Genomic DNA, 10,843 nt, shown 5'->3' with positions numbered 1-10,843 from the left:
CTCTCTTTCCCCCCGGTCCCCTTCCCCCCTCTTTGCGTTCTCCTCCGCCGGCGCCCCCCCCCACGGGGGCTGCCCCTTTGAGCCCCACCCCGCCCCGCACGGCCCCGCACCTCACACCTCCCCAGCCTCGTCAGTCGCCTCCGCTTCGCTCCGGCGACTGACTCCCTCGCACGGGCTCCTCGCGCCCTGTCGGGCGCTCGGAGGCGCGCGCCACCGCAGTTCGGTTTATAAGTGTTCGTCGCCCGCTCGGACTCGAACTCTCCGTTTCACCACTGTATCCCGATACCGTCAAACCGGCCCGGTACCGGCGGGGTTTTTCCTCGTCGCCGCGCAGGTGTTCGTATGGAGCTGTTCGCGGTTCCGGACCTCCCGGAGATCCGGGAGGGAGACGACCTCGCGGCCATGATCGACGAGCGCGTCGACCTCCGCGCCGAGGACGTGGTCGTCGTCGCCAGCACGGTCGTCTCGAAGGCGGAGGGCCGCGTCTTCGACCTCTCGGACTTCCCGGCGAGCCCGCGAGCGGAGGCGGTCGCCGACCGGCTCGCGGAGATTTCGGGAGAGGAGAAGGACCCGCGCTTCGCGCAGGCCGTCATCGAGGAGTCGACGGAGCTCCTCATGGAGGCCCCCTTCCTCCTCACCGCGACGCGCTTCGGCCACATCGGCGTCAACGCCGGGATCGACCGCTCGAACGTCCCCGACGGCGACCTGCTGCTGCTCCCGGAACGCCCCTCGGAGAGCGCGGAGCGCATCCGCGAGGGGCTCGCGGCCGACCGCGTCGTCGTCAGCGACACCTGCGGGCGCCCGTTCCGCCACGGCCAGCGCGGCGTCGCGATCGGCTGGGCCGGCCTGCCCGCCAGCCGCGACTGGCGCGGAGAGACGGACCGCGACGGCCGCGAGATGGGCGTCACCGTCCAGAACGTGATCGACGAGCTCGCCGCGGCCGCCAACCTCGTCGCGGGCGAGGGCGACGGGGGCACCCCGGTCGTCGTCGTCCGCGACTGGGAGTTCGGCGACCACGACGGCTCGGACAACCACTTCCGCGAGGTCGAGGGCGACTTCGTCCGGCAGGCCCTGCGGGAGTGGACCTTCGACGAATGACCATGCTCGGCATCGAACTCACCCCCGAACACGAGATGTCCCGCCTCGTCGACCTCGGCGTCCGCGCCGAGGACGCCGGCTACGACGCCGTCTACTCGACGTGTCACTACAACAACCGCGACCCGTGGGCGTTCCTCTCGCGGCTCGCGGCCGCCACGGACTCCGTCCGGCTCGGTCCGGGCGTCGCGAACCCCTACGAGACCCACCCCGCGACGCTCGCCTCGAAGGTCGCCACCCTCGACGAGGCGTCCGAGGGGCGCGCCGTCTTCGGCCTCGGGCCAGGTGACCCCTCGACGCTGGCGAACCTCGGGCTCGAAGACGAGCGCGGGCTCCGCCCCGTGTTGGAAGCGTTCAAGACCGCCCAGAAGCTCTGGGCCGGCGAGCGCGTCGACCACGAGGGGACCTTCGACGCGACGGACGCGGGGCTCAACTACGAGCCCCCGCAGGGCGCCGCGATTCCGGTCCACGTCGGCGGCGAGGGGCCGCACATGTGCCGGATGGCCGCGAAGCACGCCGACGGGCTGCTGTACAACGGGTCGCACCCGAAGGACCTCGCGTGGGCCCGCGAGCAGGTCGACGACGGCCTCGCCGACAGACCCGACCGTCGGGGCGAGTTCGACCTGATGGCGTACGCCGCGGTCTCGGTCGCCGAGGACGAGACCGCCGCCCGGGAAGCCGCCCGCCCGCCGGTCGCCTTTATCACCGCGGGCGCCGCGCCGCCCGTCCTGAAGCGCCACGGGATCGACTCGGACGCGGCGGCGGAGATCGGCGACCGCGTCTCGGCCGGCGAGTTCTCCGCCGCCTTCGAGCGCGTGACGCCGGCGATGGTCGACGCGTTCTGTATGGCCGGCACCCCCGAGACCGTCCGCGAGCGCGCCGCGGCCGTCGCCGACCACGCCGACGGGCTCGTGGTCGGGTCGCCGCTCGGCCCGGACTTGGAGAGCGCCGTCGACCTCGCGGCCGAGGCGGTCGACGGGCTCTTTTGAACGGCCGCGACGGCCCCTTCCGATCGGCCGTGACGACTTCGTCGACCCCTCCCGCGCCGCCGGCGGATTCTCACCCCGTGACAATCGAGAATCGCTCCTGATAACCCCGGCGGGAGGTTCATATGGCGTTCTCATCGAGGTCCGAACATGTCCACGACACGACAGCGCCGCCCGGGGATACGCGGGCGGTACGAGGCCCTCCTGTGGCGGACGATGGACGCGCTCGGCGTCACGGAGTCGATAGAGCGCAAGGTCGTCACGGCGGTCGGCATCCAGTTCCTCGTCACCGTCGGTATCTTCCTCACCCAGTTCGTCCTCGTCGGCACCGCCGCGTACGTCGTCTCCGGGGCCCTGTTCGTCGGCGCGGTCGTCGCCATCTACAACACGCTGCTCATCGTCCGCCGCGACTTTGTCGCCCCGATCCGGGCGCTGGAGCGCGAGGCGGAGGCGATCGCCGCGGGGGAGATCGGAGGGACGAGCGGGGTCGACGGAGCGAACGGCGGCGACGGGGCCGATCCGTCGAGCGACGACGCCGCGGCCGCCCTCGATCCGACCCAACCCGACGAGGTGGGCAGCCTCGTCGGCGCGTTCGGCGAGGTCCACGGCTACCTCACCACCGTCTCGGCGCAGGCGGAGGCGCTCGCGGCCCAGGAGTTCGACGACCCGGCGCTCGACGAGGAGGTTCCCGGCTCCTTCGGCGAGTCGCTCGACGAGATGGCCGAGAACCTCGCCGCCTACACGGCCGAGCTGGAGGCGCTCGTCGACGCCTTCGGCGACGCCGCGGAGCGCGCGCAGGACGGCGACCTGACGGCGACCATCGACGCGGACGCGCTGGCGACCGACGAGGACCGGTACGCCGAGCTCGTCGACAACTACAACCGGCTCGTGGCGACCCTCGGCGAGACGCTCGGCGACGTCGGCGCGTTCACCGCCGACGTGGCCGGCACCGCGGACGACGTGCGCGCGAGCATGGACGAGGTCGACGACGCGAGCGGCGAGGTCGCCCGCTCGGTCCAGGAGATCTCGGACGGCGCCGCCGAGCAGACCGACGAGCTGGAGGCGATCGCCGGCGAGATGAACACGCTGTCCGCGACGGTCGAGGAGATCGCGGCCAGCGCGGACGACGCGGCCGAGACGGCCCGCGACGCGGCCGAGCGCGGTCGCTCCGGGCGCGAGGAAGCGGCCGAGGCGATCGCGGAGCTGGAGGCGCTCGAATCCCGGATCGGCGAGACGGCGGCCGCGGTCACCGACCTCGCGGAGCGGGTCGGCGAGATCGACGAGATCGCGGCCGTGATCGACGAGATCGCGGAGGAGACCAACCTGCTCGCTCTGAACGCCTCCATCGAGGCGGCGCGCGCCGACGGCTCCGGCGACGGGTTCGCGGTCGTCGCGGACGAGGTGAAGTCGCTCGCCGAGGAGACCCGCGAGTCCGCGGCGGAGATCTCCGGCCGGATCGAGGAGGTACAGACCGCCTCCGCGGAGACCGCGGCCGACGCGGAGGAGATGGAGACGCAGGTCGCGGAGGGCGTCGAGACGATCGAGTCGACGCTGCGGGAGTTCGAGGGAGTCGTCGAGGACGTGACGACGGTCGACGAGACGGTTCAGGAGATCAGCGACGCGACCGACGACCAGGCGCGCACGACCCAGGAGGTCGTCGACATGGTCGACGGCGTCGCGTCCGTGAGCAGACAGACCGCGACCGAGGCGGAGACCGTCGCGGCCGCGGCCGAGGAGCAGACCGCGACCGTCTCCGAGGTGACGGGACAGGTCCACACGCTCTCGGACCAGTCCGACGAGCTGCTCGCGCGGCTGAACGAGTTCGAGGTGCCGGACGGCTCGGGCGGGGCCGCGACCGCGGTCGGAGGGTCGGCGAGCGGTTCCGGGACGCGATCGGCGACGGGCGCCGACGACTGAGGAAGGGACCGATCGAACCGCCCGTTTTTTGTTTCTACTCGGAGCGGCCGCGACCGCCGAGCGAGGGGAGGTTCACGCCGATTTCGCCGAGCAGCGCGCCGACCGCTGCGTACCCGAGCGCCCCGACGGAAGCGACGATCAGCACCTGGCCGACGACGACGAGCAGCGCCGACAGCGGGTCGCCCGCGCCGAGGATCAGGTCGTTCAGGAAGATGTCGACGAACCGGCCGACGTCGCCGACCAGCCGCGAGACGAAGTCGATGAGCGCGATCATGTGCGGCGTTTGGACCGGGGGGTACTTGGGTGTTGAGTTCGCGGCGGCGATTCGCCGGTCGAGTCGCGAACGGGGCGACGGCTACGCCTCCGAAGCCGTCGTCTCCGTCGTTTCCGAAGCCGTCGCCGCCTCGTCGGCGCGCGCGTACCGCAGCGCCCAAGCGATCAGAACCGCCTGAAACGGCAGCCGAATCAGCGCCGCGAGCCGCGCCGGCCCGACGAGCCGGTCCGGGACGAGGTCGTTCAGCGTGTCGCTCCGGGAGAGGTGGACGTTCGCCGGGAACACCGCGACGAGGAGGGCGACGATCCCCCACGCGGACGGGCGTCGCGTCCGCGGGATCGCGACCCCGATCCCGAGGAGTATCTCGGCGATTCCGGAGAGGTACACCAGGCTGACCGGTCGCGGGAACGACGGCGGTATCGCCTCGGCGAAGCGCTCGGGGATCAGGAAGTGCGCGATCCCGGCGGCGACGTACGTCGCGCCCATCAGCGGCGCGAGCGAGCGTTCGGACTCCGTTCCGTCTGCGTCGGTCATACGTCGCCACACGAGCGGGAGGCGTATCAGTCCTCGCCGGCGGGCGCCGAGAGCGAGCCGACTCGCGCGGCGCGTGGGCGCACCGGAGGTTCCGGGAACCGAACGTCTTAGGGACGGCCGAGCCTTAGCCGCCCGTAATGAACACGTTGTTCTGGGTGCTTACGGGGGTCCTCGCGTACTCCGCGGTCGCGATGTGGCTGCGGAACCGGGGGGTCCTCCCGGACGCGTTCAGGGTCTCGGGACCGGTGTTGACCCTCCGGACGCTCCGCGGGCGGGCCTTCCTCGGCCGACTGGCGGCGCCGAAGCGGTTCTGGCGCGCGGTCGCCAACCTCGGGCTCGGGGGGGCCCTGGTGGCGATGGTGGCGTCGTTCGCGCTCATCCTCTCGTCGGCGATGTCAGCGTTCTCGAACGCGCAGCCCTCCGCGATCCAGCAGCCGCAGAACTTCCTCATTATCCCCGGCGTCAACGACTTCCTCCCGCTGTCGGTCGCGCCCGAGATCGTCGCCGGCCTCGCCGGCGCGATGGTGGTCCACGAGGGCGCGCACGGCCTGCTCTGCCGGGTCGAGGACATCGACATCGACTCGATGGGGCTCGTCTTCTTCGCGCTCCTCCCGGTCGGCGCGTTCGTCGAGCCGGACGAGGAGGCGACCCAGGAGGCGTCCCGCGGCGCCCGCGCCCGGATGTTCGCGGCCGGCGTCACCGCGAACACGGTGCTGACGATCGTCGTCTTCGCGCTCCTCTTCGGCCCCGTCGTCGGCGCGATCTCGCCCGCCGCCGGCTACGCGGTCGGCGAGGTGAACCCCGGCTCCCCGGCGGCCGCGGCCGACCTCTCGCAGGGCGACCGGATCGTCGAGGTGGCGGGGACGCCGATCGAGACGAGCGGCGAGTTCGAATCCGCGATCGCCGACGCGGGCGAGTCGGTCGCGCTCACCGTCGACGACGGCGAGACGCGGGAGACGGTGACCGTCGACCGCGAGCTACAGGTGGTCGGATCAGCCGGCGGTAACCCCCTCGGCGTGACGATCGAGGAGCAGCCGGTGACGATCGCGGCCGTGAACGGCGAGCCGGTCGCCACCGAGTCCGACTTCTTCGACGCGGTCGGCGGCGACGAGCGCGCGACGCTGACGGTGACGGGGAACGCGACCGTCCTCGACCAGGTCCGGGACGCGCCCGGCGCCGAGAACGCCTCGGGCGTCGAGACGGCCGACGGCGAGGGCGCGGTCACCGTTCCCGACGCCCCGATCGGCGCGTACGTCCTCGGCGTTCAGGAGGACGGCCCGATCCACGACGCGGGCGCCCCCCTCGGCGAGCCGCTGACGATCGTCTCCGTCGACGGCGAGCGCGTCGTCGACAACGAGGCGCTCTCGGCGGTCCTCGGCGAGCGGGAGCCGGGCGAGACCGTCCCCGTCACGGTGTACGATGCCGACGGCGAGCGCACCACGTACGACGTGGAACTCGCCGCGCACCCGAACCGCGGCGGCGGGTTCATCGGCGTGAGCGTCTTCCCCGGGACGAGCGGGCTCGCGCTCGACGACGTAGGCGTCACCGAGTACCCCGCCGGCGCGTACCTCGAACTGCTCGGCGGCGACGGCGGTCAGGAGGCCGCGGACGGGCTCCCGCTCGGCGGGGTCACCGAGTCGCCGCTCGGCTTAGTGTTCGTCGCGCTCATCCTCCCGCTCGGTAGCCTCTTCGGGCTCCCGTTCAACTTCGCGGGGTTCACCGGCGAGCTGACCAACTTCTTCGTCGTCGAGGGGCCGCTGGCGGCGCTCGGCGGCGGGACCTTCCTGCTCGCGAACCTCCTCTTCTGGTCGGGGTGGATCAACATCCAGCTGGCGCTGTTCAACTGTCTCCCCGCGTTCCCGCTCGACGGCGGTCGCATCCTCCGGATGGTCGCCGAGGCGGTGATCAGCCGCGTCCCGATCAGCGACCGACACGCCGCGGTGCGGACGATCACGGTCTCGTCCGGCCTCGTCATGCTGGCCGGGCTGATCGCGATGATCTTCGGCAACCAGATCCTCACCGCGCTCGGGGTTATCTGAGGCGGTGGCGTGTGCCTCCGAGCGCCCCTCGGGCGCGAGGAGCACGCGCGAGGGAGTCGCTGGCTCCCGGAGCGAAGCGGAGGGTGCCAGCGACGAGGCTGGGGAGGCGTGAGGTGCTGTGCGGCGCGGGGTGGGACTCAAAGGGGCAGCCGCGAGGACGGCGCAGGCGACGTAAGCACTGGAAGGAGCGAGCAACGCGAGCGACTGAAGCGCGTGGTTCGAGAGGGCTTCGCTCTCTCGTCATCACGAGACGCCTTTGGCGTCTCGAACGACAACGAGCGTGCGCCGTCCTCGCGGCTGGGGCTTTGGGGGTTGTCTCCGTCGATCCGCGATCAGGCATTTATAAACGATCGACTGGAGCTTTGGAGGTTGTCTCCGTCGATCCGCGGTTAGGTATTTATAAACGAGCGGCTGACCCTTTCGAGATCGTCACCGCGTCGTCGATCACGTATTGATAGCCGACAGCGACACACAACCCGATTTATAAGTGATCGATCAATCACACCGGTTCATACACCCTCGCTACCGTTCGCCGCCGTTTCCGTACCGCGCGAGATACGTCGGAATCCTCTCTGTTGAAGAGTCGTAACAGACCGAGGGAAACCGGTTTCCCCCGCCGACGCGACGAACCCGTATGACCCACTCGCGGACCGTCGAACTCGAAGGTCACATCATCGACAGCGGCACGATGCAGCGCTGCTTCGGCGCGGTGATGGACCTCGGCGGCTCGTTCGACGTCGAGCAGTTCGACGTCGGGAAACACGAGACCGAGGAGTCGTACTGCCGGCTGACCGTCTCGGCGGACGACCCCGAGACGCTGCGGGACATCCTCCACGAGCTCCACCAGAACGGGGCGGTACTGGAGGACCCGTCCGAAGTGGACCTCGTCGCGGCGCCCGCCGACAAGGTGGTCCCGCCGAACTTCTACTCGACGACGAACCACCCGACCGAAGTGTTGTACGACGGCGAGTGGATCGACGTCGAGCGGATCGAGATGGACTGCGCGCTGGTGATAGAGCCGGACGGCGGCCCCGACGGCTCCCCGCGCGCCCACACTAAGACGCTCAACGCGGTCGAGGCGGGCGACCTCGTCGCGACCGATCAGTCCGGGATCCGGGTGAACCCACCGGAGCGCCCGCGGAGCGGGGGCGGCGCATTCGGGTTCATGCAGGGCGGCGTCTCCGCGGAGCGCCCCTCGGAGTCGACGATCCGCGAGGTCGCCGAGGAGCTGCGCGCGGTGAAGGAGGACGGCGGCAACGTGATGGTCGTCGCCGGCCCCGCGGTGATCCACTCGGGGGCCGGCGACGCGCTCGCGGACTTGGTCGCCGCGGGCTACGTCGACGCGCTCTCGGCGGGCAACGGGTTCGCGACCCACGACCTGGAGCGCTCGATCTACGGCACCTCGCTCGGCATGAACGTCGAGACGCTCGAACACCCGCGGAAGGGCCACAAACACCACATCTGGACCATCTCGGAGATCATCCGGGCGGGCGGGATCGAGGCCGCCGTCGAGGACGGGATCGTCACGGAGGGGGTGATGTACGAGTGCGTCGCGAACGGCGTCGACACCGTCCTCGCGGGGTCGGTCCGCGACGACGGCCCGCTCCCGGACACGATCACCGACGCGGTGGAGGCGCAGGACGCCATCCGCGAGCAGGCCCACGAGGCCGACCTCGTGATCATGCTCGCGACGCTGCTCCACTCCGTCGCGGTCGGGAACTGCCTCCCGTCGACGACGAAGACCGTCTGCGTCGACATCAACCCCGCCACCGTCACCCAGCTGCTCGACCGCGGCTCGGCGCAGGCGATCGGGATGGTCACCGACATCGGCACCTTCGTCCCGACGCTGGCGGAGTTCGTGCTGGAGGGGGACGACGCGTGACCCCCGAAATCCGCCCCTACGACCGCGAGCGCGACGCGGACGACCTCTACGAGCTGAAGCGCGCCTTCGAGCGCGGCCTCGGCGCGAACACCGGCGGCGACGGGAAGGCGGCCGCCTACGAGGGGAAGCTCACCGACGCGTACCGCGACCGCTGGCTCGACTGGGTCGACCGCTGCGTCGCCGACGACGAGCGGTGCGTGACCGTCGCGGTCGAGGAGACCGAGGGATCCGGGAGCGAGGTCGTCGGCTACGTCTTCGTCCTCCCCGAGCGCACCGCGATGATCTGGGACGCGGCGGTGGTGAACGAGATATTCGTCGCCCCCGAGCACCGCGGCGCCGGCGTCGCCGACGACCTGATGGACGCCGCGCTCGCGCTCGCGGCCGACCAGGACCTCCCGCTCGACCGTATGGTCCTCGACGTCGACCCGGCGAACGAGCGCGCGAAGGGGTTCTACGACCGCCACGGCTTCGAGCCGTGGGGGGAGATGGTCGCGCGCCCGCTCGACGAGTCCTGAGGGGCGACCCAGTCCGCGCCCGGTCCCGCAACGGTTCCGACTCCCGAAGCTACAAGCGCGCGCGACCGCTCTCGACGGCCGTGATACAGATCGGGATCGTCGGCTGCGGCGTCATCGGGAACCGCCTCGCGGCCGCGATAGACGACCACGACCGGTACGAGCTGGCGGCCGCCTGCGACCTCGACGCGGACCGTGCGGCGTCGCTCGCGGCCGACCACGGCACCGACCGCACCGCGACGACGACCGACCACGCCTCGCTCGTCGAGCGCGACGACCTCGACGCCGTCTACGTCGGCGTGCCGCCGCTGGCCCACCGCGAGGTCGTCGCCGACGCGCTCGCGGCCGACAAGCACGTGATCTGCGAGAAGCCTATCGCGGCCGACGCGGCGACGGGGGGCGAACTCGTCGCGCTCGCCGAAGAGAGCGACCGCGTCACGGCCGTGAACCTCCCGTTCCGCTACACGCCGGGGTTCGTCCGCCTGCGGGAACTCGTCGCCGACGGCGCGATCGGCGACCCCCGAAGGGTCGAACTCCGGTTCCGGTTCCCGCGGTGGCCCCGCGAGTGGCAGGACGTGGCGTGGCTGGAGTCGCGCGAGCAGGGTGGCCCCCTGCGCGAGGTCGGGACGCACTTCCTGTTCGGCGTCCAGGAGCTGTTCGGCCCGATCGAGAGCGTCTCGGCCGATGTCGGCTACTCGGGGCCGGACACTTACGAGGACGACGTGGTCGGGACCTTCCGGGCCGACGGCGTTCGGGGGACGCTCGACCTGCTGTGCGACCACGAGGGCGAGGAGGAGAACGCGATCACCGTCGTCGGCGACGAGGCGGCGCTGTCGCTGACGGCGTGGCACCGGCTCGTGCGGAACCGCGGGCGCGACGACGAGGAACCGCTCGTCGACGAGCGCGGCGACACCGTGAGCGCGCTCCTGACCGAGTTCGCGGCCGCCGTCGACGACGACGGCGGCGACCTCGTCTCCTTCGCAGAGGCGACGCGCGTTCAGGAAGTGCTCGACGCGATCCACGCCTCGGAAGGGGACCGGATTCACCTCGGTGCGGACGGCGAGAGATAACCCGACCGCGGAGTCGCGGCCCGGGAACGCCCGGCAGGAGTTATGTGTCTCACGGACCGATCTCCGCGTATGAGCTACCTCGTTGCGACCGACGGGTCGACGGAGAGCGACGAAGCCGTCCGGTACGCGGCGCGTCAGGCGGTCGCGTTCTACGAGACGCTCGAGATCGCCCACGTGTTGACCCCGGACTCGGAGCTCGTCGACGGGACGATCGTCCTCCCGGGAGAGGAGGCCGCCGTCGAGGCCGGACAGGGGGTCTTAGAGAGCGCCCGGAACATCGCAGAGGAGGCGGTCGGCGACGAGTCGGTCGACGTCGAGACCCAACTCCTCACGGGACGTCCGGCCGACGCGATCACCGAGTACGCGAAGGAGGAGCCGGTCGACGCCATCTACGTCGGCCACCGGGGACTCTCGGAGGAGCGCGAGCAGGTCGTCGGCAGCGTCGCGAAGAGCGTCGTCGACAAGGCCGACGTGCCCGTGACGGTAATTCGGTAGATGTCAGCCGAAACAAACGAGTGAACGCCCGCGAGGCGG

Annotated in this window: 10 protein-coding genes; 8 read left to right on the top strand and 2 right to left on the bottom strand. The window is 71.2% G+C overall.

Annotated elements, in window-relative coordinates:
* Window positions 1-342 precede the first annotated feature (342 nt).
* The 3 genes from AC4NMM_RS13535 (at window position 343) to AC4NMM_RS13525 (ending at window position 3,998) form a co-directional block, all read left to right on the top strand.
* Complete coding sequence (locus AC4NMM_RS13535; RefSeq protein ID WP_491924487.1) at window positions 343-1,098, top strand: coenzyme F420-0:L-glutamate ligase; 756 nt, start codon at window positions 343-345, stop codon at window positions 1,096-1,098.
* A 2-nt stretch (window positions 1,099-1,100) separates the two neighbouring features.
* Entirely contained in the window at window positions 1,101-2,084 is a 984-nt protein-coding gene (locus tag AC4NMM_RS13530) for a 5,10-methylenetetrahydromethanopterin reductase (protein ID WP_491924486.1), read from the top strand.
* Window positions 2,085-2,297: 213 nt separating this feature from the next.
* Entirely contained in the window at window positions 2,298-3,998 is a 1,701-nt protein-coding gene (locus tag AC4NMM_RS13525; RefSeq protein ID WP_491924489.1) for a methyl-accepting chemotaxis protein, read from the top strand.
* A 34-nt stretch (window positions 3,999-4,032) separates the two neighbouring features.
* Here the strand turns inward: AC4NMM_RS13525 and AC4NMM_RS13520 are convergent, their stop codons facing one another.
* On the bottom strand, window positions 4,033-4,272 hold the full coding sequence (locus AC4NMM_RS13520) for a DUF8024 family protein (protein WP_096395709.1): 240 nt from the start codon (window positions 4,270-4,272) through the stop codon (window positions 4,033-4,035).
* 81 nt (window positions 4,273-4,353) lie between these two features.
* On the bottom strand, window positions 4,354-4,806 hold the full coding sequence (locus tag AC4NMM_RS13515) for a DoxX family protein (protein WP_491924485.1): 453 nt from the start codon (window positions 4,804-4,806) through the stop codon (window positions 4,354-4,356).
* A 137-nt stretch (window positions 4,807-4,943) separates the two neighbouring features.
* Here AC4NMM_RS13515 and AC4NMM_RS13510 point away from each other — a divergent pair, with 137 nt between their 5' ends.
* From AC4NMM_RS13510 to AC4NMM_RS13490, 5 genes are all read left to right on the top strand, one after another.
* On the top strand, window positions 4,944-6,845 hold the full coding sequence (locus tag AC4NMM_RS13510; RefSeq protein ID WP_491924484.1) for a site-2 protease family protein: 1,902 nt from the start codon (window positions 4,944-4,946) through the stop codon (window positions 6,843-6,845).
* 634 nt (window positions 6,846-7,479) lie between these two features.
* Window positions 7,480-8,727 carry an ornithine cyclodeaminase, nickel-pincer nucleotide-dependent gene (locus AC4NMM_RS13505; protein WP_491924483.1) on the top strand — a complete coding sequence of 416 codons (1,248 nt, stop codon included), beginning with the start codon at window positions 7,480-7,482 and terminating at the stop codon, window positions 8,725-8,727.
* A complete protein-coding gene (locus AC4NMM_RS13500) occupies window positions 8,724-9,242 on the top strand; it encodes a GNAT family N-acetyltransferase (RefSeq protein WP_491924482.1) in 519 nt (172 codons plus the stop codon). The genes AC4NMM_RS13505 and AC4NMM_RS13500 overlap by 4 nt, the downstream gene beginning before the upstream one ends.
* An 80-nt stretch (window positions 9,243-9,322) precedes the next feature.
* Window positions 9,323-10,309 carry a Gfo/Idh/MocA family protein gene (locus tag AC4NMM_RS13495; RefSeq protein ID WP_491924481.1) on the top strand — a complete coding sequence of 329 codons (987 nt, stop codon included), beginning with the start codon at window positions 9,323-9,325 and terminating at the stop codon, window positions 10,307-10,309.
* A gap of 69 nt (window positions 10,310-10,378) precedes the next feature.
* Window positions 10,379-10,804 carry a universal stress protein gene (locus tag AC4NMM_RS13490; RefSeq protein ID WP_096395699.1) on the top strand — a complete coding sequence of 142 codons (426 nt, stop codon included), beginning with the start codon at window positions 10,379-10,381 and terminating at the stop codon, window positions 10,802-10,804.
* Window positions 10,805-10,843 lie beyond the last annotated feature (39 nt).

The sequence above is a fragment of the Halorubrum sp. SD41 genome (assembly GCF_058630335.1).
Note: the sequence above shows the minus strand (reverse complement) of the source record. Positions and strands in the feature narration are given on the sequence as shown.

Excerpts from the sequence above, each read along its gene's own strand:
- AC4NMM_RS13535 (WP_491924487.1), top strand. The coding sequence starts at position 343 with ATGGAGCTGTTCGCGGTTCCGGACCTCCCGGAGATCCGGGAGGGAGAC.
- AC4NMM_RS13530 (WP_491924486.1), top strand. The coding sequence starts at position 1,101 with ATGCTCGGCATCGAACTCACCCCCGAACACGAGATGTCCCGCCTCGTC.
- AC4NMM_RS13525 (WP_491924489.1), top strand. The coding sequence starts at position 2,298 with ATGGACGCGCTCGGCGTCACGGAGTCGATAGAGCGCAAGGTCGTCACG.
- AC4NMM_RS13520 (WP_096395709.1), bottom strand. The coding sequence starts at position 4,272 with ATGATCGCGCTCATCGACTTCGTCTCGCGGCTGGTCGGCGACGTCGGC.
- AC4NMM_RS13515 (WP_491924485.1), bottom strand. The coding sequence starts at position 4,806 with ATGACCGACGCAGACGGAACGGAGTCCGAACGCTCGCTCGCGCCGCTG.
- AC4NMM_RS13510 (WP_491924484.1), top strand. The coding sequence starts at position 4,944 with ATGAACACGTTGTTCTGGGTGCTTACGGGGGTCCTCGCGTACTCCGCG.
- AC4NMM_RS13505 (WP_491924483.1), top strand. The coding sequence starts at position 7,480 with ATGACCCACTCGCGGACCGTCGAACTCGAAGGTCACATCATCGACAGC.
- AC4NMM_RS13490 (WP_096395699.1), top strand. The coding sequence starts at position 10,379 with ATGAGCTACCTCGTTGCGACCGACGGGTCGACGGAGAGCGACGAAGCC.